18 protein-coding genes and 1 pseudogene are annotated in these 22,860 nt (G+C 39.9%); 10 read left to right on the plus strand and 9 right to left on the minus strand.

What is annotated here, in order from left to right:
- Positions 1-10: 10 nt before the first annotated feature.
- The 3 genes from KTI79_RS06820 to KTI79_RS06830 are packed head-to-tail and all read left to right on the plus strand — an operon-like array spanning position 11 to position 2,762.
- Positions 11-547: a DUF3237 domain-containing protein gene (locus KTI79_RS06820; RefSeq protein ID WP_032054824.1), complete on the plus strand. Its 537-nt coding sequence runs from the start codon at positions 11-13 to the stop codon at positions 545-547.
- A 40-nt stretch (positions 548-587) separates the two neighbouring features.
- The gene (locus KTI79_RS06825) at positions 588-977 is read left to right on the plus strand and encodes a PaaI family thioesterase (RefSeq protein WP_032054825.1); all 390 of its coding nucleotides are present in this window, start codon (positions 588-590) and stop codon (positions 975-977) included.
- A 33-nt stretch (positions 978-1,010) separates the two neighbouring features.
- Positions 1,011-2,762, plus strand: a complete 1,752-nt coding sequence (locus KTI79_RS06830) for a tannase/feruloyl esterase family alpha/beta hydrolase (protein ID WP_086375962.1) — start codon at positions 1,011-1,013, stop codon at positions 2,760-2,762.
- Between the two features lie 73 nt (positions 2,763-2,835).
- Here the strand turns inward: KTI79_RS06830 and KTI79_RS06835 are convergent, their stop codons facing one another.
- From KTI79_RS06835 to gudD, 4 genes are all read right to left on the minus strand, one after another.
- Positions 2,836-3,549, minus strand: coding sequence for a FadR/GntR family transcriptional regulator (locus KTI79_RS06835; RefSeq protein WP_000092887.1), 714 nt, complete (start codon positions 3,547-3,549; stop codon positions 2,836-2,838).
- A gap of 240 nt (positions 3,550-3,789) precedes the next feature.
- A complete protein-coding gene (locus KTI79_RS06840) occupies positions 3,790-5,376 on the minus strand; it encodes an aldehyde dehydrogenase (NADP(+)) (RefSeq protein ID WP_086375961.1) in 1,587 nt (528 codons plus the stop codon).
- Between the two features lie 30 nt (positions 5,377-5,406).
- Entirely contained in the window at positions 5,407-6,318 is a 912-nt protein-coding gene (kdgD, locus tag KTI79_RS06845; RefSeq protein WP_009387806.1) for a 5-dehydro-4-deoxyglucarate dehydratase, read from the minus strand.
- Between the two features lie 266 nt (positions 6,319-6,584).
- Complete coding sequence (gene gudD, locus KTI79_RS06850) at positions 6,585-7,919, minus strand: glucarate dehydratase (RefSeq protein WP_086375960.1); 1,335 nt, start codon at positions 7,917-7,919, stop codon at positions 6,585-6,587.
- A 284-nt stretch (positions 7,920-8,203) separates the two neighbouring features.
- Between gudD and KTI79_RS06855 the strand changes: the two genes are divergently transcribed.
- The 3 genes from KTI79_RS06855 (at position 8,204) to KTI79_RS06865 (ending at position 12,202) form a co-directional block, all read left to right on the plus strand.
- Positions 8,204-9,562 carry an MFS transporter gene (locus KTI79_RS06855; protein WP_002120540.1) on the plus strand — a complete coding sequence of 453 codons (1,359 nt, stop codon included), beginning with the start codon at positions 8,204-8,206 and terminating at the stop codon, positions 9,560-9,562.
- Positions 9,563-9,632: 70 nt separating this feature from the next.
- Positions 9,633-11,180: a galactarate dehydratase gene (garD, locus tag KTI79_RS06860; RefSeq protein ID WP_032054828.1), complete on the plus strand. Its 1,548-nt coding sequence runs from the start codon at positions 9,633-9,635 to the stop codon at positions 11,178-11,180.
- 125 nt (positions 11,181-11,305) lie between these two features.
- Positions 11,306-12,202, plus strand: coding sequence for a DMT family transporter (locus tag KTI79_RS06865; RefSeq protein WP_032054829.1), 897 nt, complete (start codon positions 11,306-11,308; stop codon positions 12,200-12,202).
- Between the two features lie 15 nt (positions 12,203-12,217).
- On the opposite strand, the pseudogene KTI79_RS06870 reads toward KTI79_RS06865, so the two are convergent.
- A pseudogene (locus KTI79_RS06870) lies at positions 12,218-13,287 on the minus strand (AraC family transcriptional regulator).
- A gap of 129 nt (positions 13,288-13,416) precedes the next feature.
- Here KTI79_RS06870 and KTI79_RS06875 point away from each other — a divergent pair.
- Positions 13,417-14,877: a coniferyl aldehyde dehydrogenase gene (locus KTI79_RS06875; RefSeq protein WP_032054830.1), complete on the plus strand. Its 1,461-nt coding sequence runs from the start codon at positions 13,417-13,419 to the stop codon at positions 14,875-14,877.
- 51 nt (positions 14,878-14,928) lie between these two features.
- Here KTI79_RS06875 and KTI79_RS06880 read toward each other — a convergent pair whose 3' ends face one another.
- The 4 genes from KTI79_RS06880 to KTI79_RS06895 form a co-directional block, all read right to left on the minus strand.
- Positions 14,929-15,252, minus strand: a complete 324-nt coding sequence (locus KTI79_RS06880; RefSeq protein WP_228132454.1) for a hypothetical protein — start codon at positions 15,250-15,252, stop codon at positions 14,929-14,931.
- Positions 15,253-15,533: 281 nt separating this feature from the next.
- Positions 15,534-16,997 (minus strand): amino acid permease, encoded by a 1,464-nt coding sequence (locus KTI79_RS06885; RefSeq protein WP_032054833.1) that lies wholly within the window; start codon positions 16,995-16,997, stop codon positions 15,534-15,536.
- 397 nt (positions 16,998-17,394) lie between these two features.
- A complete protein-coding gene (gene astA, locus KTI79_RS06890) occupies positions 17,395-18,489 on the minus strand; it encodes an arginine N-succinyltransferase (RefSeq protein ID WP_032054834.1) in 1,095 nt (364 codons plus the stop codon).
- Entirely contained in the window at positions 18,486-19,721 is a 1,236-nt protein-coding gene (locus KTI79_RS06895; RefSeq protein ID WP_032054835.1) for an aspartate aminotransferase family protein, read from the minus strand. The genes astA and KTI79_RS06895 overlap by 4 nt, the downstream gene beginning before the upstream one ends.
- 135 nt (positions 19,722-19,856) lie before the next feature.
- Between KTI79_RS06895 and KTI79_RS06900 the strand changes: the two genes are divergently transcribed.
- The 3 genes from KTI79_RS06900 (at position 19,857) to KTI79_RS06910 (ending at position 22,836) form a co-directional block, all read left to right on the plus strand.
- The gene (locus KTI79_RS06900; RefSeq protein WP_002120489.1) at positions 19,857-20,279 is read left to right on the plus strand and encodes an Lrp/AsnC family transcriptional regulator; all 423 of its coding nucleotides are present in this window, start codon (positions 19,857-19,859) and stop codon (positions 20,277-20,279) included.
- A 327-nt stretch (positions 20,280-20,606) separates the two neighbouring features.
- On the plus strand, positions 20,607-22,037 hold the full coding sequence (locus KTI79_RS06905; protein ID WP_032054836.1) for a gamma-aminobutyraldehyde dehydrogenase: 1,431 nt from the start codon (positions 20,607-20,609) through the stop codon (positions 22,035-22,037).
- Positions 22,038-22,065: 28 nt separating this feature from the next.
- Entirely contained in the window at positions 22,066-22,836 is a 771-nt protein-coding gene (locus KTI79_RS06910) for a nuclear transport factor 2 family protein (RefSeq protein ID WP_016802970.1), read from the plus strand.
- Positions 22,837-22,860 lie beyond the last annotated feature (24 nt).

Raw genomic sequence — 22,860 nt, forward strand, 5'->3', positions numbered from 1 at the left:
GAAATTCATCATGAAGAAAGTTGTAACGCTACTCTGCGGAATTTGTCTCATTAGCCTGACTCATGCCGAAACACAATATAGCCCGCCACCTATTAAACTTGAGCCTTTAGCAAAATTTAGTGTTGATCTAAATGCGCCTGTTTGGGAGTTAGGCACCACCAGTGATGCAGGTAAACGCCGAATTATTCCCATTACCGGTGGGACATTTGAAGGCAAATCACTTAAAGGCCGTATTTTAAATAATGGCGCAGATTGGCAAATTGTCGACAGTAAAGGACTGGCAATTATTGATACGCGATACTTGTTAGAAACCGATGACGGTGCACTCATTTATCTTCAAACCAAAGGTTACCGACATGGCTCGGCAGAAACACTAAAACAGCTTGCTCAAGGCAAAGATGTCGACCCGAAAAATTACTATTTCAAAATTACCATGCAGTTTGAAACCAGCTCACCTAAATACTCATGGCTTAACCAGACCGTTGCGGTAGGTAGTGCAATGCGCTTGGGCAAAGCGGTTATTTATGATGCCTACACCCTGAAATAATAATTTTTATAACACCTACAAAAAGGATGGACCCTTCATTATGGATCAAAAAACTTTAGAACACTTACCACCCATCCACCATCATTTGGGTGGACACAATATTTATTGGAATGATAAGAACACTGAACTCACCATCCACTACACGGCGCTAGAAAGCTTTACCAATCCACGCGGCACCATTGAAGGTGGCATGATTTGCGCCATGCTTGATGACGTGATGGGACTTTTTGCATATCTCGCCAATGACCATAAACCCGCTACCACCATCAACTTAACGATGGATTTTTTAAGGCCCTGTGCTGTGGGCGAAGTCATTACAAAATGCCGATTCATTAAACAAGGCAAAACCGTACTGAATCTCGAAAGTGAAGCTTGGCAAAACAACAAAATGATTGCACGAAGCACAGCTAATTTTCTGGTTTTAGATTAATTACAAACATTCATTCAATAAGGATATGAATAAATGAATTACACCAACAATAAACGAATTTTGACCCGCTCCGCTTTGGTGCTTGCCATACTTGGTTCTTTGGTAGGCTGTGGAAGTGATAATGATGACACAACGGTTCCGTCAACAACCAAACCACCGCAGTTATCTCCTGCTGTTGGCGTAAAAATGACAGGAAGCTGTTCAGACTTACTCGGATTTCAGTACAACAATACGGTGATTAGCTCTGCCACCCTTCAAGAAGCAGGCACATTGACTGTCGCCAACAAACCGATTGGCGCACATTGTTTGGTCAAAGGTTATATGGATCAACGGGTAAGCCCTGTAGATGGACAAACTTATCAAATTGGTTTTGAAATGCGCTTACCAATAGACTGGAACGGCCGTTTTCTCTATCAAGGCAATGGCGGAACCGATGGTAATTTAGTACCTGCAACGGGTCAGGTCGGTAGCGGTGGTCCACTGACCAATGCCCTGCATGATGGTTTTGCTGTTATTTCTTCCGATGCTGGACATAACGCTTCACAAAATCCAATGTTTGGTTTAGACCCTCAAGCCAGAATCAACTACGGCTATGGTGCAATTACCAAACTCACGCCTATGGCAAAAAACTTAATTAAAGCCGCATATGGTAAATTGCCAGACCGCTCCTATGCAGGCGGCACATCAAACGGCGGACGGCATGCAATGATTGCCGCAACCCGTTTGGGTGACCAATATGATGGAATTTTAGCAAGTACACCGGGTTTTCATTTACCTCGTGCGGCCGCAGCTCAACTCTACACCGCACAACAGCTTCGTCGTGTCGCAACAGATGAAAATGACTTAAGTACCGCCCTGACCCTTTCAGAGCGTAAAGTTTTAGCAAAAGCGATTTTAGATCAATGCGATGCTCTAGACGGTGTTGCAGATGGACTAGTTCAAGACGTCGAGGCTTGCCGTACGGCTTTTGATATTCATAAGCATGTACCCGTTTGCTCAAGCACAAGAGATGGTACTTGTTTAAGCACCGAACAAATTGATGTATTAGCCAACATTTACCACGGCCCTGTAAACTCTGCTGGACAAGCGCTCTATGCAACCCAGCCTTTCGACCCTGGTTTAGTCGGTAGTAACTGGGCAAGCTGGAAATTTGAATCTTCGGTGGGAACAGCGCGTGACCCCGTTGCAGTCGGCATTCTTTTTCAGGTTCCACCAGACCCAACTGTGACTCAAAACTCTAGACAATTCGCCTTTAATTTTAACTTCGATACCGACTATCCAAAACTATCAGCAACCAATGATGTTTATACCGAAAGTTCCATGTCTTTCATGATGCCACCTGATGAACTTAATCTGGATAAACTCCGCAATCACGGTGGAAAAATGATTGTGGTACAAGGCACAGCAGACGGCGTTTTCTCTGTAGATGACACCCAAAATTGGTACGATCAACTGCTACAACACTATAAAAATGATGCAAAAGGCACAGCACCTGAATTCGCACGTTTCTTTAGAGTTCCAGGTATGAACCATACCCGTGATGGCATTGCGACCGACCAATTTGATGCATTGACTGCCTTAGTCAACTGGGTCGAATATGGGCAAGCACCTGACAAAATCATTGCGACTGCACGCGGTGCAGGTAACCCGAGTGGTCAAGTGAATACTGAACTTCCACAAGACTGGGCACCTGACCGCACCCGTCCACTTTGCCCTTACCCGCTGATTGCCCGTTACAATGGTCAAGGCGATAGCAAAAAAGCCGAAAACTTTAGCTGTAAATAGCACCCTAAAAATTAAAAGAGAGCTTAAATAAGCTCTCTTTTTTATCTTACTCTGCCTAATCTTAGCTCAAGTTTTACTGCTTAAACTTTTTAATACTTTTAGACAAATGAGCTCGCATCATTTGTCGAGCCAACAAACCATCCTGATCGACAATTGCGTTATAAATATTGACATGATCATGATGAACCGCTTTTAAATATTCCTCGCGATTTTCAGGACTTTGCTCAATAGATTTAACACGTGCACGCGGAATAATTTTTTCGCCAAGATACTTTAGAAAATCAACGAAATATTGGTTTTCAGAAGCTTCAGCAATGGCAATATGGAAATCATAATCAGCTTTTACTGTGCCATCATTTGCATCTGATGAAATATGACGTTCAAAGTCTTCAAGCGCAGCTTTCATTTTATCAATATGGATTTGCTTACGGCGCTCAGATGCTAAAAAAACAGCTTCAGACTCAAGGCTAATCCGAAGCTCAAGTAAAGAAACAATATCGTTAATGGTTTCTAAACTGGCATTAGACAGCAAAAAATTCTGTTCAACCGTCTGCTCTTTTACAAAAGTACCAATCCCGTGACGAGTCTCGACAAACCCTAAAGAACGCAACTCAGTGATTGCTTCACGAATAACAGAACGGCTTACTTCAAAAGTTTCAATTAATTCAAGTTCGGTCGGAATTTTCTCTCCGACTTGGAAGTCTCCAGACTGAATTTTTTCGATCAGTTGTTCTACAATAATCTGGCTTAGTTTTTTTGTTGATCTAGGTTTAATTGCGCTAGACATAATCTGAAGAACTCATGAAATGTTGAAAAAATTAGAAAATTCATTTTACTATAAACTTAGACGATAGTCATATTCGGTTTTTATACCTCTAAGTTATTAAAATCAAAATATTTTATCTCTGTTATCAAACCCTCACACATATTTAAAAAGTAAGCAACTTATGCTTCTATTGATATTTAATAATGCGTTGAATAAGTTAAAAATATGCAGCTCAATACCATTGATTGAGCTGCACAACTTTTAAATTTGAGCCTGAGTTAATTGCCCATTGACCAGACGAGTAATCTGTAGTGGATTACTATCTTTTAATACATCGGGTAATAAAACTTGTGGGGTATTTTGGAAACATACCGGACGCAAGAAACGCTCAATCGCTCCCGTACCCACCGAAGTTCCGCGTGCATCACTGGTTGCAGGGAAAGGACCACCATGTACCATGGCATCAGACACTTCAACTCCTGTCGGGAAGCCGTTAAACAATACACGACCAGCTTTACCGGTTAGCAAATGAAGAAGCTCGCCTGCTTTAGACAACTCATTTTCATCACCAATAATGGTTGCCGTAAGCTGCCCGCCTAAAGCCTCGATCCCTTTTAACAAAGTCGCTTCATCCTCTACACCAATCACAATCGACATTGGCCCGAAAACTTCATGTTGTAGTTTTGGGTTGCCTGACAATAAAACAGATTGATCTGCTTTAAATAGATGTGCTTTTGCTTGAGAAACTAACTCGGCCTCTTGACCCGTCGCAATAACTTCAAAACCAGCTTCACTGTTTAAAGCATCAATACCTTGACGGTAGCTTTTTAAAGTTCCTTCATTCAGCATGACCTGAGGCACAGCTTTTTGCGTGCTTTCAGCTAAAGCTGCTACGAAACTGTCAAATTCAGGTCCTTGTACGCCTAAAATTAACCCCGGTTTTGTACAGAACTGGCCACATCCCATATTAAAAGAAGCAACCGTATCTTGTGCAATCTGTTCACCACGTGAATGAAGTGCTTCAGGTAAAACCACCACAGGGTTCACACTCGACATTTCAGCAAAAAATGGAATCGGCTGAGGACGGCTCTGCGCAAGGTTATAAAGTGCCATTCCGCCTTCAAGAGAACCCGTAAAACCGGCTGCTTGAATCAGTGGATGTTCCACCAAGTTTGCGCCAATACGGCCGCCAAAAATCATATTGAATGTGCCTTTAGGCATATCGCAAACTTCGATTGCTTTTTCAATGGCTTCTGCAACAAGCTCAGCAGTTGCCATATGGCCAGAGTGTGCTTTAAAGACAACCGGGCAGCCTGCTGCTAAAGCAGCTACGGTATCACCGCCAGCTGTTGAAAATGCAAGCGGGAAATTACTCGCGCCAAACACAGCAACCGGTCCTACCCCAACTTTATATTGACGCAAATCAACACGCGGCAAAGGCTTACGTTCTGGTAATGCCACATCAATACGAGCACCATAAAAATCGCCACGGCGTAAAAGTTCAGCAAACAGTCGAAGCTGACCATTAACACGGCCTGTCTCTCCTTGAAGACGAGCAAGTGGTAAGCCTGTTTCAAGTGAAGCGACTTCTTGCAGGTTCGCACCTAATGCTTCAATTTGGCGAGCAATTTCTTCAAGAAAAGAGGCACGTTGCTCTTGAGAAGTTTGGCTATAAACTAAAAAAGCGTTATGTGCAGCTTGAGCAGCTTGATCCACTTCTTCAAGGGTCGCCTGACTAAATACATAACCTGTTGGCTGATAGTCTTTTGCAGCTATACTTTCTAGAGCTGGCGCATTTGCAGCAACACGTTGACCATTAATAAACTGCCGACCGTTATTTTTACTCATTTTAAAGCTCCAATACCTAAACAGTTAGAATTATTGCGGACCAAGTGTCGCAATGAGGGCAGCCAAATCTTCATAGTCTGCTTGAGTTAAATCACTTAATGGTGGACGCACAGGACCTGCATCATGCCCAACAATTTTGGCACCTGCTTTAATCATGCTTACCGCATAACCAGATTTACGGTCGCGAATTTTAATCAGTGGCAAGAAGAAATCTTTAATCAAACGATTAGTTGTTTCAAAGTCATCACTGCGAAGCGCGTTATAAAACTCCATTGCAGTCTTTGGAATAAAGTTAAATACAGCCGACGAATAAACCGGACAACCTAAGGCTTTATATGGCGCTGCAAAAACTTCTGCTGTTGGTAAACCACCTAAATACGACAAACGATCACCCATAGTCTGAGTCACTGCTGTCATCATATCGATTTGACCAGAGCTGTCTTTAAAACCGATTAAGTTCGGGCACATCTCGGCTAACTTTTGGATTGAATCGAGATTTAATCTTGAAACGCTACGGTTATAAAAAATTACGCCAAAGTCTACTGAGTTACATACTTGCTTAACGTGTTCAATTAAACCTTCTTGGCTTGCTTCAGTTAAGTAATGTGGCATTAACAAAATACCGTGTGCACCTAAGCGCTCTGCTTCTTTTGCCTGTTCAATCGCCTGACGTGTCGGACCACCTGCCCCAGCAATAATCGGTACACTACCTTTACATGTATCAACCGCAGTTTTAATCACGTCAGAGTATTCACTTCCAGTTAACGAGAAAAACTCGCCTGTACCACCCGCAGCAAATAATGCACTTGCACCATAAGGCGCTAACCATTCAAGACGTTTTGCATAAGAAGATTTGTTAAAGTCCCCATTTTGGTCAAAGTCAGTAACCGGAAAAGAAAGAAGGCCATCAGAAACAATGTTTTTTAACTCAAGAGCATCCATTAGGAAATATCCATACATGTTTATGTTGTCAGACATCTTACATCATAAATTTTATTTTAATCAATATATTTTTCCTCTGAAAAATTAAATTTTTTAAAAAGATCAAAGTTCATTACCAAAAACAACCCAACCTATTGTTTTATAAAATATAGTTAAAAATTCTTAATTTTATGGCTAATCATTAGACATAAAAAAAGCTGCCCATATGGACAGCAAAGTATTAAGAAAACTCAAAAAGCGAATTTTTCAAAGATATCGGTAAAACATTAACGAACCAAACACGGCTTTTTATTATTAAACGACCAATTTGGTATTAAAAATTGCATCGCATCGGCATCATTACGAGCTCCTAAACCTTTTAATTTATAAAGTTCATGGGCTTGATTAATTCGCTCCCAGTCCAGCTCAACCCCAAGTCCCGGTGCTGTTGGCACCTGAATTTTACCGTCTTTAATTTCAAGCGGCGCTTTCGTTAGCTGATCTGTACCTTCTTGCCAAATCCAGTGTGTATCAATTGCCGTAACCTTACCTACCGCGGCGGCAGCAACATGGGTAAACATCGCAAGTGAAATATCAAAGTGATTATTAGAATGCGAACCCCACGTTAAATTGTACATATTGCAGAGCTGCGACACTCGAACCGAGCCTTCCAATGTCCAAAAATGTGGATCAGCCAAAGGAATATCAACAGCTTGCAATTGAATACTATGTGACATTTCTCGCCAGTCCGTAGCAATCATATTGGTCGCAGTCGGTAAGCCTGTTGCACGTTTAAACTCGGCCATAATTTCACGGCTTGAATAACCTTGTTCTGCACCGCATGGGTCTTCTGCATAGGCCAACACCCCTTTAAGGTGTTTACCTAAAGCAATTGCTTCATCTAAAAACCATGCTCCGTTTGGATCAAGTGTTACACGTGCATCCGGGAAACGGCGCGCAATTGCAGTTACTGCCTCAGCTTCTTGTTCGCCCTGTAACACGCCACCTTTTAACTTAAAGTCTTTAAACCCATAACGGTCATAAGATGCTTCTGCTAAACGCTGTACTGCCTCGGGTGTTAACGCTTTTTCATGACGGACTTTATACCAGTCATGGTTATGCTGAGGTGTAGTCGCATAGTCTAATGAAGTCTGTTTTCGGTCACCGATAAAGAATAAATATCCTAAAACTTCAACTTCACTACGTTGCTGGCCTTCACCTAGTAAGCTTGCGATATTCACATTTAAATGCTTGCCAAGCAAATCAAGTAATGCTGACTCATAAGCCGTTACAACATGAATTGTAGTACGTAAATCAAAGGTTTGATTGCCTCGGCCACTACTGTCACGATCTGCAAAAGTTTGCTGAATTTTCTTGAGTAGATTTTTATATTCGCCAATCGGCTGCCCTTCTACCAAGGCTTTAGCATCATTTAACGTCGCTAAAATTTTTTCTCCACCTGGAATTTCACCTACACCAATATTTCCAGAATTATCTTCGATAATAAGTATATTACGAGTGAAATAAGGTCCATGAGCACCACTCAAATTGAGCAGCATGCTGTCATGTCCAGCAACAGGAATTGCTCGAATTGATTTAACGATAGGTGTAGAGGTCGCCATTAAAATACTCCTTGGCATTCTGATACTATTTTTTCATTACCAAAACTTATAAGACATCAGACAACTTGTCAATATAAAACCGCATAAAAATTATTTTTCGACCCTACTTGCCAAAATAATATTTTTAATCATATGATGTCATACATCTAAAGACGCGGTTTTAGAACTAGGACTATAGAGTAGATACAAAATTCCGTTTTCTCATCTATTCTATCGATGAATTTGACATGACGTCACCTATTTCACGGATATGCAAATAGGTCGATTATTAAAAGAGTTTGTATATGGATAATCTGCAAACAAATATTGCTGTAGTGACTCAGCAAAGAGCCAAACATACAAAAACTCGCTACTACATTCTTGCGATGATTTTTTTGGTCACGGCTTTTAATTACGGTGATCGTGCAACCCTTTCAATGGCTGCAACGCCAATGTCTCATGAGCTGGGAATCGACTCAGTCACCATGGGTTATATTTTCTCGGCCTTTGCATGGGCCTATGTAATTGGTCAAATTCCAGGTGGTTGGCTACTCGATAAGTTTGGTGCTCGCCGTGTATATTTCTGGAGTCTGTTTTTATGGTCTTTATTCACGGTTTTAATCGGTTTTACCGACATTTTAGGTGATACTGCGACCATCATTACTTCACTCTTTGTACTCAGATTTTTAGTGGGTTTGTCTGAGTCGCCTGCTTTTCCGGGTAACAGTAAAATTGCTGCCGCATGGTTTCCAACCAAAGAACGTGGAACTGCCGCTGCCATTTTTAACTCATCCTCTTATTTCTCAACCGTACTTTTTGCTCCCCTCATGGGTTGGCTTGTTGCAACCGTCCACTGGCAGTCTATTTTCTGGGTCATGGGTGGTCTTGGAATCATTCTTTCCTTTATCTGGCTTAAAGTTATTTATAGCCCGACCAACCATCCGACAGTAAATCCTGAAGAAGTAAAATATATTGCTTCAGAAGGTGCTTTACTCGACATGGGTGAAAATAGCCAAAATAGTAAAAAAGAGAAAATTACTTGGAGCAAAGTTAAACAACTGCTTGCTTCTCGTATGATGCTCGGTATCTTTATTGGGCAATATTGTGTAAATACACTGACCTATTTTTTCTTGACTTGGTTCCCTGTTTACCTTGTCAAAGAAAGACATCTCAGCATTTTAGAAGCTGGTTTTGCAGCAGTTGCACCTGCACTCTGCGGCTTTGTAGGTGGAATTTTAGGTGGCTTGATTTCAGATAAGTTAATTCGAATGAATTACAGCTTAAGCTTTTCAAGAAAGCTACCTATCGTAGTCGGATTCTTAGTTTCAACCTCAATCATTATGTGTAATTACGTCGACTCTCAAGCAGCAATCGTATTCTTTATGTCCTTATCTTTCTTTGGGAAAGGCATCGGCTCTTTAGGTTGGGCAGTCATGTCTGATGTTGCACCAAAAGAAATGGTGGGCTTATCAGGCGGAATGATGAATGCGTTTGGTAATACGGCAGGAATCGTGACCCCAATTGTGATCGGCTATATCTTAGCAAGTACTGGTTCTTTCAACCTTGCATTGACTTATGTCGGTGTGCATGCGATTGCAGCTGTCATTTGCTATACCGCTATTGTGGGCAAAATCCAGCGCTTCGAGTTAAAACCTACCTCTTAAAACTTTAAGTCATAACGCTTAACTAACTTAAGCGTTATGACCTCTCTTCAAATGTATACAAGGAACGATCATGCTGAAGCCTCTCCTCATAAAAATTAGTCCTCTTGATAATGTAGCCATTGTAGTGAATGACGGCGGTTTACCACCTTCTACACATATTGAAGAATACCAACTCATCTTGGTTGATCATGTGCCACAGGGACATAAAGTTTTATTAAAGTTATTAAAGCAAGGTGAAGCAATTGTTCGTTATGGGGAAATTATTGGTTATGCCAATAAAGATTTATCCGCAGGTTCATGGGTAAATGAAGCCGTTACCCAAATGCCTGAGGCACCTGAGCTAGATGATCTTGAGTTAGCAACTCGTCCTGATCCAAAGCTTCCAGTCTTGAGCGGATATACATTTAAAGGTTATAAAAATAAAGATGGCAGTGTCGGCACAAAGAATATTTTAGGTATTACAACCAGTGTTAACTGTGTAGAAGGTATTGTCGATTATGTCGTTAAAATTATTGAACGTGATTTACTTCCAAAATATCCAAATGTAGATGGTATAGTCGGATTAAACCATTTATATGGTTGTGGTGTGGCAATCGATGCCCCCGCTGCAATTGTTCCTATTCGTACCATACATAACCTAGCACTCAACCCTAATTTTGGTGGAGAAATTATGGTGGTAAGTCTGGGCTGCGAAAAAATGCAACCCGAACGGCTTTTAAATATTCCTAAAGAAAACAAATATATTCCCCTAGCAAACGAAGATATTATTCAGTTGCAAGATGAACGCCACAACGGTTTTGAAAGTATGGTCAACCATATTTTAACCGTGGCAGAACAACACCTTGAAAAGCTTAATCAGCGTACTCGAGAAGAAGTTCCAGCTTCTAATTTAGTTGTAGGCATGCAATGTGGTGGGAGTGATGCATTTTCGGGAGTTACCTCTAACCCTGCCGTTGGTTTCGCAGCTGACTTGATTGTGCAATGTGGCGGCACCGTCATGTTTTCGGAAGTTACAGAAGTCCGCGATGGTATTCACCTACTTACTCCACGCGCAGTAAATGAAAAAGTTGCCAAAGATCTAATTCGGGAAATGAAATGGTACGATGACTATTTAGCAGCAGGCCAAGTAGACCGAAGTGCCAATACCACACCCGGCAATAAAAAAGGTGGACTGAATAACATTGTAGAAAAAGCGATGGGATCAATTGCAAAATCAGGCCGCTCACCGATTGTAGAAGTTCTCGCACCGGGCCAAAGACCGACAAAAAAAGGATTAATTTTTGCGGCAACACCATCAAGTGACTTTATCTGTGGTACGCAGCAAATGGCATCTGGAATTACGGTCCAAGTCTTTACCACAGGTCGTGGTACACCCTACGGACTGGCAGCCGTACCTGTCATTAAAATGGCAAGCCGAAACAATATTGCAAACCGTTGGTATGACCTGATTGATATCAGTGCTGGCGATATTGCTATTGGGAAGAAAACTATTGAAGAAGTGGGCTGGGAACTTTTTGAGCTGATTTTACAAGTAGCTAGCGGTGAAAAACAAACGTGGTCAGACCGTTGGGGTATTCATAACTCACTCGCTGTATTTAACCCTGCACCAGTGACCTAATAAAGTTTAAAAGATGAGGGATATCACCTCATCTTTTCGCATTTTCCATATAAATTACGACACATTTCACCAAAACTTATCATCACTGCTAAAATAACATCGAAAATTAAGAACCCTATTTCTCTATGCAAAATCAGACTGCTTCAAATCTCCCCTCAACTCAACTTGGAAAAGCGCTGCTTTGTCTTATGACATCGGCATTATTATTTTCCATTATGGGAGTGTGCATTCGTTTTGCTTCAGAAACGGTAGACAATGCGACCGTCGTGTTTTTTAGAAATGCAGTGGGTTTATTTATTTTTATTCCGATGCTGTTTAAACAGGGTTTAGACTTTATTAAAACCGATAAACTCTGGATGCACACGTGGCGAAGCTTAGTGGGTCTTGCCGCAATGTATGGTTTTTTCTATGCAATTGCGAACTTAAAACTATCGAATGCTATGGTTTTTAGTTATTCATCTCCTATCTTTATTCCACTGATTGCATGGCTTTTCTTAAAAGAAAAAATTACCAAGTCTATGATTTTTGCCGCTGTGATTGGGCTCATTGGAGTTTTATTTGTCGCTAAACCCGATCAAGGTCTATTTAACGCATTATCTTTTATTGGCTTGGGTGCATGCTTTTTATCAGCAATGGCTTTTGTGACTGTAAGAGCTTTAACCAGTACAGAGCCGCCTGAGCGTATCGTTTTTTACTTCTGTATTTTTGGTAGTTTAATTTCCTCTATTCCCATGTTCTGGCATTGGCGCATTTTTACTTGGCACGAATTAGGCCTACTCATTGCCGCAGGACTTTTAGCTAATATTAGTCAACTGTTTATGTCTTATGCCTACAGCTTAGCACCGGCAGGACAAATTGGCCCAATGAATTACATTGCCATTATTTTTGCAGGAATTTGGGGATTTGTTTTTTGGCATGAATTACCAGATCTATTCAGCATTATCGGCATATTTATTATTTTATTTGCGATTTTGCTCTGTAATCCATTTTTGCAGAAAAAGTTACTCTCTCGATTTAAATAACAAACAAACCTTAATCTAATTTAGGTACTGTATTCGATACTCATTTGGTGAAATGCCTGTCCAGTGACGATAGGCTTTTCTAAAATTAGAGGTATCTGAAAAGCCAATTCTCTCCGCAATTTCATCTACGGTTAAAGTTGTTTCTCGCAAATATTCATCGGCAAGACGGCGCCGAGTTTCATCTAATAATTCTTGATAAGTCAGACTAAAACCTGCCAAGCGTCGATGTAAGGTCCGCTTTGATATATGTAAGCGTTCAGCCATTTCTTGAGCTGATGGAAAAAGCCCTGTTCCATCCAATAATATTAAACGGATTGTTTTCACCAACTCAGGCTCCTCAAGTTCAGCAGCACCTAGCATCCGCTCACAAAACGATTTACACCTATCAGCGGTAATCGGGTTGGCATTTGGGCAAGGTACATCGAGCCACTTTAAATCAAAGTTCCATTGCATCACCCCAGCATTAAACTGAACGGGACAATGAAAAACTTTCTCATATTCTTCAGCATAGTCAGGCGCTGGATAAGGTAATAAAAGCTTCTTCGCTTGAAATGGTCTTTCAAGTACCCGTTCAATTAAAGTTTGCATGGAGCTAAACCAAAACTCGCACACTAAAGGCAAAAGCTTACCAAGTGCAATAATGTCCTGCCCTTCAAAAACGGCAACATCATCACGAATATAAAATGACTTTTTTAAAATAGGCCCTGCAAGCTTAATGTGTCGAATACCAAGCTCGACTGCTTGTCTAAAATTACGTGAGGAATATAACGCATAGCCATATACCCCAAAATCAGACAACCGCTGCTTTTGCCCTGCGCGTAGTCCGATCAAGGGATCATGAGATAGTTTTTGAATATTTTGAAATAGCTGAATTTTTTGGACTTGAGAAATATATAAAGAGGATTGATTCATCGTATCTGGCGAAATATTTGTGCCAGATAGAACATTTGATATTGAATGCCTTGCAACCCTATTTCATCAAATAAACTGGTCAAACCCAGCAAATATGTATTCGAACCTAAGGATGTATTATCATAATTTCCTTCAATGACACTATTTGCATTTTTATAAATATTTTTAGGCATTTAACTCACACCATCCCTAGAGTGACGTGCATAATGGCACTAAACTACCTCTTGTTGTCTCAATTTAACATCGACCATACGACGCTTCAAGCATAAAGTATGATAAGCAAAAGTATGGAAGGAACAATAATGGAAAGCTCCACTTTAAAAGAATATAGCGGCTCTGCCACAGAACATATGGAACTTATTTTTTCCAAACAACGTGCCAATTTTGAGGCAGATCCCTACCCAAGTCTTGAGTCACGCCGCACAAAACTGCATCAACTCAAAAAACAAATTATTCGCTATCAAGATGCTTTAGCTGCTGCGATTAATTCTGATTTTAGTTCAAGATCACTTGATGAATCTAAACTACTAGATTTGCTTGGCTCTGTGTTGGAAGCCGATCATGCGATTCATCATTTACGCCGCTGGATGCGTCCAAGCAAACGCCGTACCGAGCTTTTATTTTTATCAAACCGTTTAAGTGTGCAATACCAACCTAAAGGCGTGGTTGGTGTAATTGTTCCTTGGAACTTCCCCGTTTATTTAGCACTTGGCCCACTCATTGCTGCTTTGGCTGCGGGCAACCGAGTCATGATTAAACTCCCTGAAATTACCCCAAATACCAATGCCATGCTAAGACGCATGCTTGCCGAAGTCTTTAACGAAGATGAAGTGGCCGTATTTGGTGAAGAAATTACAGATCCAGCAAGATTTACCTCTTTGCCATTTAACCATATTGTCTTTACTGGCTCCCCTACTATTGGCAAAGTCGTCATGCGAGCTGCTGCTGAAAATCTAACACCTGTTACACTTGAGTTAGGCGGTAAATCACCGGCAATTGTGAGCCGTAATTACCCACTTGCCGATGCGGCAAAACGTATTACCCATGGCAAAGCAACTAATAGTGGTCAAATCTGTGTAGCGCCTGACTACGCGTTGGTTCCTAAAGAAAGTATTGATGAGTTTGTGGATGCAGCAAAATCCAGCTTTATAAAAATGTTTGGTCAAAACATCACAAACAATGAGAATTACACATCTATTGTGAACGACCGCCATTTAAAACGTATTCAAGATATTTTGACCGATGCACAAGAAAAAGGTGCACGTGTTATTCCTTGCGATACGTATAGCTTTGACCAACAAGGCCGTAGAATGCCTGTACAGATTGTGCTGAATTGCACACCAGATATGCGCATTATGAAAGAAGAACTCTTTGGCCCTATTTTACCTGTAGTGGCATATGATTCTTTAGATGATGCGATTACCTATGTGAAATCGGACGAAAGACCTTTAGCGCTTTATTGCTTTACGCATAGCTCAGTAGAACGCGACCGGATTTTACGTGAAACTCATTCGGGTGGTGTGACCATTAATGACTGGGGCTGGCATGTAGTTAACCATGACGCTCCTTTTGGTGGTATCGGCAACTCAGGCATGGGGTCATATCATGGCGAAGAAGGTTTTCGTGAACTTTCTCATGCAAAAACTGTATTTATTCGCCATCGGTTCTTCCCGACTCAGCTTTTCCACCCTCCTTATGGGACATTCCTACAAAAATTAGCGATCCGCTTTTTCTTGAAAAAAGGCGATCCAAATATTAAATAATAGAAGATAAAAAAGCCTCGTAATGAGGCTTTTTTATTGGGTTTTAATTAATCAACCGGACGTAATAGAAAAATTATGAAATTTATAGATCTTTAAATAAGTATCTTCAAATAATTTTTCCATTTTAGGATTCCCATCATGATAGTCATCCCAAAATTCTCCACTAAATTCTTTAGGTTCAATAGTCGTCGTTATAGTATCTTCCTGTCTATAAAATGAAATTTCCCAACCTTCAGGTATACTAGGATTAATTATTTCAAATTTAGAAATATCTACAATAACAGGGGTACCATCTGAATCACGGCGAACGGATACCTTTGTTTCATTTCGATATTCATTAAATTGCATCCCAAAACAGATATATCTTTTCCCCATAGTAAAATCGTACAAATTACTATCATTACACTTAAGTATCATGGGATTACTATTCCTTTTACTTTGTAATCTTTAGTTTTAAAATCAATTTAATTCATTTTAATATTTATGACTATATTTAAAATCCTGAAAAACATTTCAGACCTTACAAAAATTTTCTGAGTAAGTTTGCTGCTAAATGTTGGAACCATAAACAAATTATCTTAACTAAAAATTATTATTTTAAAAATAAAAAAGCTAGGCACCCACCTAGCTTTAATATAAAAACAACTATACTCGACTTAAATATAATCAACCTTTTGAGATTTTAAGATATCAAGCTGCAACATCTTTTTCTTTTTATATTTATAGGCAATAAATAAACCAATAAACCAGATTGGTGAGCACTCAAGTGCAATTAAAGTATCATGGTCTAAAGCCAAAATTAAGATAGTAAACACTAAAAACAACATGGTCATCCATGCCATAAATAAACCACCTGGCATTTTATATTTTGACTGGATATGTAGCTCAGGACTTTTCTTACGATAATAAATATATGAAAGCACAATCAACATAAACGTAAAAATACATAAAATTGAAGTGAGCGCTGAGATAATCGTAAATGCTGTCATGACATTTGGAACAATAAATAAAATAGATGTTCCAACCGTTACGCACGCCATTGAAAATACGAGTCCGCGAATTGGAACTTTTCTTTTTGACAGCTTACTAAAGCTTTTAGGTGCATCCTTGTCTAAAGCCAAACCGTATAACATACGGCTGGTCGCAAAGATTCCACTATTTGCAGAAGATAAGGCCGAAGTTGCAACAACAAAGTTGATTAAACCTGCCGCAATTGGTAACCCGACCAAAGTAAACATTTCTACAAATGGGCTCTTTTCTGGTGAAACCTTAGCCCAAGATGTGACCGCAATAATACAAACCAATGCGCCTACGTAGAATAATAAAATGCGTAAAGGAATAGAGTTAATCGCTTTTGGAAGTGATTTATGCGGGTCTTTAGTTTCTGCAGCAGTCGTACCAACCAGCTCAATACCCACAAATGCAAAGATGGCAATTTGGAAGCCAGCCAAGAAACCTGTAACGCCATAAGGAAACATCGACTCTGTTTCAAACAAATGGCTCATTGAGGCCTTAACCCCATTTGGTGAAGTAAATCCAGTCCCAATTAAATAAATACCAGCCAAAATAAATAGAATAATTGCAGTAATTTTGATGAGTGAGAACCAAAACTCGAGTTCACCAAACAATCGAACGGCCACAAAATTGAGTATGGTCAAGATCGCTAATGATGTAAATGCTGGAATCCAGACGGGTAAATCGGGATACCAAAACTGCATGTACCCTCCGATCACAATCACATCGGCAATCGCAGTAATAATCCAGTTACACCAGTAGGACCAACCAAGGAAAAACCCCGCCCATGGACCGAGATAAGCTGTTGCAAAATCGGCGAAGGTTTTAAAATTCGTGTTCGCAAGCAACAATTCACCCATTGCCCGCATCACGAAGAAAAAGAAGAAACCAATAATTAAATAGGTTAAAACAATTGAAGTACCCGAAACACTTAATGTTTTCCCGGAACCCATAAATAATCCAGTACCAATTGCACCACCGATTGCGATCATTTGAATATGACGATTTGTCAATGAGCGCTGCAATTTCTCTTCTTCTTGATCAGTCATATGTTGACTACCAAGAAGATCTCCTTCCAGGAACTGCTTTCCGTTATTCTTACTCATGTAATATTTACTCCAATTTATAACAACCGTCGTAAATGCTTTAATAATAAACAAATTATATGATTATTAATTTAGTCCATTAAACCATTCTAAAATATTATTAAATCACTTAAGACCTTATAAATTCCTTTTTAAAAGCCATCACCTATAACAATAAAAATTATTCATCATTCCTTTCCTTCATTATTATATTAACCTGATTTCCAAAATATAATTTCGATAAACATTTAAAATATATAAACTAATTAATATTTTATTGATTTACCCTTTATATAAAAAAGCAGGCTAATTAATTCCAGCTCAGAGAGCAAGACCGTATTTATCCATATACCCATCTTGCGCTAGCGATAATATATTATTCCCTCTTAAAATTGGTGAAATGTATAGTAATTTCCGCTTAATTAACAGCCATTCGCAAATGTTCAGTTTCTTTGAGTTTATTGACCACTTCTGGACTAGAAGCCCGTTTAACGTGAACACTGAGCACCCGAACTAAAGAACCATTTTCAACATTCAATTGTTTTGACTGTTCTTTTGTTAACTGCAATATGTTCTGATGAGGTTTGCTATACACAAGAATGGCCCGATAATTTTCATAATCATCATTGGCCACAATGTAAGATTCATCCCCTACAGCGATATTTTCAGTTTGTTCGACTTGTACCGTTACGGATTGACTTTCTTTAATCGCCCTTAAATTTTCGATATCTGCTTGCAACGTTGCGCCACCATCAAAAATATCGACATAGCCTTTATAGCGCAGTCCTTCTTCAAGCAAGAGATTGTAGGCTGGTCGAGTATTCGGGTGCACAATGCCAATCGCGGCTTTCGCATCGTCAGGTAACATATCGACATAGAGGGGATGTCTTGGCATCAGCTCAGCAATAAAAGCCTTTTGCCCGACACCACTTAAGTAATCGGCTTTGGTAAATTCAATATTAAAAAACTTATGACCTACCGCATTCCAAAATGGTGACTGCCCATTGGCATCAGAATATCCGCGCATTTCGGCAACAATCGTTTCTTCAAAATATTGACGGAATGCTGAAAGAAATAAGAAACGGACTTTAGATAGAAACTTGCCATTTTTATTTAAGCGATAGTCAGGGTCTAAAAATAAAGTACAAAGCTCACTACAGTTGGTATGGTCATTACTCAAATACAAAGTAGGTAAAGCGTTATAAACACTTAAGGGTTCTGACGCATGCACTTGTGTCCCAACATGAAAGTTATACCAAGGCTCTTTTAAACCAAGTGCGACTTCAATTCCACAAACCCCGACAACTTTGTTGAGTTCAGTATCTTCTAAAACAAATAAGTAAACCTGATCTGCCTTTGGAAGTTCACCTGCGACTGTTTTACATGCCCGTTCAATACGAGCAGCCAACTTTTCCATATTTGGTTGCAGAGATGTCAAACCAAAACCTGCTTTTTGCGCCAACAGGTAAAGGTCATTAACATCTTTAGGCTCAATGTAGCGAATAATCATCATGCTGCTTGTTCATCCTTTTGAATTTCCACAAAGCGAGCAAGCGCACGTTCAAAGCGTTTTAGACCTTCATCAATATCAGCAAATGGAATGATTAAAGACGGCGTAAAACGTATAACGTTTGGACCAGCAATCAGACTCAGTAAACCTTCTTCGCCCGCAAGGTTATTGATGTCTTTTGCTTTACCAGCGAATTCATCTTTTAACGCACAACCAATCAATAAGCCTTCACCGCGAATCGTTTTAAAGACTTCATATTTTTCATTTAATTTATTTAAAGCGTTTTTATAGTAGTCATGACGCTCTTTGACACCATTAAGCACTTCAGGTGTATTAATAAACTCAAACACTGCACCCGCAACCGCACTTGCTAACGGGTTACCACCATAAGTCGTACCATGTGTACCGACTGAAAAATGTGGAGCAAACTTATCGGTTGTTAACATTGCACCGACTGGAAAACCACCGCCTAGTGCTTTTGCTGTCGTTAATACATCTGGAATAACACCAAAGTTCATGTAGGCATACAGTGCACCTGTACGGCCAACACCGGTTTGTACTTCATCAAAAATCAGTAAGGCACCGAACTCATCACACAGTGCTCTTAAGCCTTTTAAAAATTCGATATCAGCAGGAATAACTCCGCCTTCACCTTGGATTGGCTCAACAATGACTGCACAAGTTTGCTCATTAATGACTACTTTGGCAGCTTCTAAATCATTAAAGGCAACGTGGTTAATGCCATTTGGAAGTGGTGCAAAGTCTTGTGAATATTTAGGTTGACCACCCGCTGAAACAGTAAATAAGGTACGGCCATGGAACGCATTGTTAAATGCCACAATGCCACTTTTGCCAGCAACACCGCTGTCTAGTCCAACTTTACGAGCCAGTTTTAAAGCAGCTTCGTTCGCTTCTGCGCCTGAGTTAGAGAAGAAAACCTTATCTGCAAATGTATTTTCAGTGAGTTGTTTTGCAAGGCGTAGAACGGGTTCATTTGTATAACCATTGCCTACATGCCAAAGTTTTGTTGCTTGTTCTGTTAAAGCATTTACTGCCACTGGATGCACATGACCTAATGCGTTTACTGCAATCCCGCCTGCAAAATCGATATATTCTTTATTTTCTTGATCCCAAATACGTGAACCTTCGCCACGTACCGGAATGAAATTTGCCGGTGCAAAAACTGGAACCATCCACTCGTTAAAGTCATTACGAGAAACTGCAAAATTATTCATCTTATCTAGTCCATTAAATTGAATTATTAGGCTTAACCGATGCCCTTATTATTCAAAATCAAATTGATTCACAAAATTTGTAATTCAGTAAAAAATGAATTATTTTTTACCAATTTGATAATTGACAATTACAATATGGATAACATTGATCAAATTATTTTAGGTTTACTTAAAGATAACGCACGGATGTCTGTTACCGAGTTAGCCGAAAAAGTTCACGTTTCACGGGCAACGGTAAAAAAGAGAATCGAGTATTTAGAGTCTTCGGGCATCATTACCGGATATACGGTACGGTTTAAACCCAATGCTGAACGAAACGTCATCCGTGCATGGATGAGCATTATGGTTGAAGGCACTAAAGCACAATCCGTGATTAAAGAATTACGCCTAGAAAGTGCCGTGGAATGTTTGCATAAAACCAATGGCAAATGGGATATTTTGGTCGAGCTACGTTCTGACACTTTAGAAAACTTCGATAAAGTTTTAGAAAGAATCAGGAACATTTCAGGTATTTATAACAGTGAAACTAGCATTCTGCTTGCGAGTCATAAGACCTAATCATTCACTTTAGTTTCAAATCATAGAAACGAAATTGATGAGCTAAGCACAATGTTTGGCTCATCAAACTGCTTTCGATTAGAAAAATTATTCTATGATTTTTTATCAAATCTATTGAACTATTACGAAAATGAATCTTTCCTAAAAATCTTCAATAAATTTTTATTCTTTTTAAATAATCAAAATCAAAAACTTAAAATCTAATTTGATTTAAATTTTCACTTTTTTCACTCACTCCTCTCATCAAAGCATTTGACAGAAAATTTAAAACATAATACATATAGTATTATATGTTATATGTTAAAACCTAAGGACAAGGTATAAAAAATGGCTAAAACTCAACTACAACACTTCATTAACGGCGAATATGTTGCTAGCAAAGGAAATGATTATTTCGATTTGGTAAGCCCAGTGACTGGTGAAGTTTATGCACAATCACCGAATGCAACCGAGGCAGAAGTTGATGCAGCTTATGCTGCTGCAAAAGAAGCATTTAAAATTTGGGGCCGCAGTACACCTTCGACTCGTCAAAAAGCATTACTGAATTTAGCAGATGCTATTGAAGCAAATGCAGAGCGTTTAATTGAGGCACAAAGTCGTAATACGGGTCAGTTAAAACACTTAATTGCATCTGAAGAAGTGGGTGCATCGGCAGATCAGGTTCGTTTCTTTGCAGGTGCTGCCCGCCTACTCAATGGCACTGCTTCAGGTGAATATTTAGAAGGTTTAACCTCTTCTATTCGCCGCGAACCAGTCGGTGTAGTTGGACAAGTTACACCTTGGAACTATCCACTCATGATGGCTGTCTGGAAAATTGCTCCAGCTTTAGCCGCAGGTAATACCGTGGTACTTAAACCAAGTGATACTACTCCTGAAAGTACGCTTTTACTTGCTGAAATTGCTGCACCATTTTTCCCTAACGGTGCATTTAACGTAGTGTTAGGCCAAGCACAAGTCGGTTCAAAAGTTGTATCACATAAGACCCCTGCACTCGTTTCTATTACAGGCTCAGTTCGTGCCGGATTACAAGTTGCTGCTTCTGCTGCGGCAAATTTAGCAAAAGCTCATCTTGAACTTGGCGGTAAAGCACCTGTACTGGTTTTTGAAGATGCCGATCTTGATAAAGCCGTTGAAATGATTGCTTTAACAGGCTATTTCAACGCAGGCCAAGACTGTACTGCTGCAACACGTGTGATTGTGGCTGAATCTGTTCATGACGAGTTTTTAGCTAAACTCGTTGAAGCTGCAAAAAATACCCGTTTTGGCGATCCAGATGATCAAGACGCGCTTTATGGCCCACTTAACAATGCCAATCAATTAAAGAATGTTAAAGCGTTTATCGACAACTTACCTGCTCACGCCAAAGTTGAAACAGGCGGAAAACAGGCAGACCGCCCAGGTTTCTATTTTGAACCGACTGTTATTAGTGGCCTAAAACAACATGATGAAGCCATTCAGAACGAAATTTTTGGACCAGTAATTACGGTTCAGAAATTTACAGATGAAAATGATGCCATTGAAAAAGCCAACGATGTTGAATATGGCCTAGCTTCAAGTGTTTGGACCAAAGATCATGCCCGCGCCACACGTCTGTCTCGTGAACTCGATTTCGGTACAGTTTGGATTAACACGCATATTCCTTTAACCGCAGAAATGCCACACGGCGGTTTCAAAAAATCAGGTTATGGTAAAGATTTATCTGGTTACGGTTTTGAAGAATATACTCGCGTTAAACATGTGATGAGTTCAAACGAATAATAACAATGCGTTTTGAAAGGAGATCAAAATGAATAAGCAAGAAATGAAAGACTTGGTGACTAAAGCCCATCACGAGCTATTTAATTTGCACGACACCACTGCTTTGGACCGTTATTTTTCTGAAGACTTTATAGAACACTCACCACTCGTTGCAAATGGTATTTCAGGTCTTCGTCAATTGGTAGAAGACTGCCCCGACATGCAACATGAAGCTGTGCGTGTATTGGCAGATGGTGACTTGGTTGCAATTCATGGCCGCTTTCAGGGCCTAGATGAAAACCCTTTAGTCGGGTTTGATATTTACCGAGTGAAAGATGGCAAAATTGTGGAACACTGGGATGGTCTGGTGGCAGAAGCCGCGCCAAATGTGAGTGGTAGAACACAATTAGATGGCCCAACCGAAATCGTAACTCACCATGACCCAGAGAAAAATCGTGAGATTGTGACCTCGTTCTTTAAGAAGTCATTAATTGATGGCAATTATGAGGCATTTAAAGAATACACTCACGACGATCAGTTCATTCAACATAGTCCAGACATTGGTGATGGTGTTAAAGCAGTCATTGATTTTTTGAACAATATCCGTAATGAAGGACAAGGTTTGGTATACTCCAAAACGCATCGCTCCATTGCTGATGGTCAATTTGTCTTGACACATTCCGAAGGAAGTATTGCCGGAAATCGACATGCCTATTTTGAATTATGGCGAGTCGATAATGGCAAAATTGTTGAACTTTGGGATGCAATACCAGCTGTGCCTGAAGATGAACAGGCCGTCCATCAATATGGCGTGTTTTAATCATTTATCCGTTTCATTAAGCTA

Source organism: Acinetobacter sp. WU_MDCI_Abxd143, from assembly GCF_025514195.1.
Lineage (GTDB): Bacteria > Pseudomonadota > Gammaproteobacteria > Pseudomonadales > Moraxellaceae > Acinetobacter > Acinetobacter pittii_H.

Excerpts from the sequence above, each read along its gene's own strand:
- astA (WP_032054834.1), bottom strand. The coding sequence starts at position 18,489 with ATGATGATTATTCGCTACATTGAGCCTAAAGATGTTAATGACCTTTAC.
- KTI79_RS06835 (WP_000092887.1), bottom strand. The coding sequence starts at position 3,549 with ATGTCTAGCGCAATTAAACCTAGATCAACAAAAAAACTAAGCCAGATT.
- garD (WP_032054828.1), top strand. The coding sequence starts at position 9,633 with ATGCTGAAGCCTCTCCTCATAAAAATTAGTCCTCTTGATAATGTAGCC.
- KTI79_RS06865 (WP_032054829.1), top strand. The coding sequence starts at position 11,306 with ATGCAAAATCAGACTGCTTCAAATCTCCCCTCAACTCAACTTGGAAAA.
- KTI79_RS06820 (WP_032054824.1), top strand. The coding sequence starts at position 11 with ATGAAGAAAGTTGTAACGCTACTCTGCGGAATTTGTCTCATTAGCCTG.
- KTI79_RS06885 (WP_032054833.1), bottom strand. The coding sequence starts at position 16,997 with ATGAGTAAGAATAACGGAAAGCAGTTCCTGGAAGGAGATCTTCTTGGT.
- KTI79_RS06880 (WP_228132454.1), bottom strand. The coding sequence starts at position 15,252 with ATGGGGAAAAGATATATCTGTTTTGGGATGCAATTTAATGAATATCGA.
- KTI79_RS06875 (WP_032054830.1), top strand. The coding sequence starts at position 13,417 with ATGGAAAGCTCCACTTTAAAAGAATATAGCGGCTCTGCCACAGAACAT.
- kdgD (WP_009387806.1), bottom strand. The coding sequence starts at position 6,318 with ATGGATGCTCTTGAGTTAAAAAACATTGTTTCTGATGGCCTTCTTTCT.
- KTI79_RS06910 (WP_016802970.1), top strand. The coding sequence starts at position 22,066 with ATGAATAAGCAAGAAATGAAAGACTTGGTGACTAAAGCCCATCACGAG.
- KTI79_RS06900 (WP_002120489.1), top strand. The coding sequence starts at position 19,857 with ATGGATAACATTGATCAAATTATTTTAGGTTTACTTAAAGATAACGCA.
- gudD (WP_086375960.1), bottom strand. The coding sequence starts at position 7,919 with ATGGCGACCTCTACACCTATCGTTAAATCAATTCGAGCAATTCCTGTT.
- KTI79_RS06895 (WP_032054835.1), bottom strand. The coding sequence starts at position 19,721 with ATGAATAATTTTGCAGTTTCTCGTAATGACTTTAACGAGTGGATGGTT.
- KTI79_RS06905 (WP_032054836.1), top strand. The coding sequence starts at position 20,607 with ATGGCTAAAACTCAACTACAACACTTCATTAACGGCGAATATGTTGCT.
- KTI79_RS06855 (WP_002120540.1), top strand. The coding sequence starts at position 8,204 with ATGGATAATCTGCAAACAAATATTGCTGTAGTGACTCAGCAAAGAGCC.
- KTI79_RS06830 (WP_086375962.1), top strand. The coding sequence starts at position 1,011 with ATGAATTACACCAACAATAAACGAATTTTGACCCGCTCCGCTTTGGTG.
- KTI79_RS06840 (WP_086375961.1), bottom strand. The coding sequence starts at position 5,376 with ATGAGTAAAAATAACGGTCGGCAGTTTATTAATGGTCAACGTGTTGCT.
- KTI79_RS06825 (WP_032054825.1), top strand. The coding sequence starts at position 588 with ATGGATCAAAAAACTTTAGAACACTTACCACCCATCCACCATCATTTG.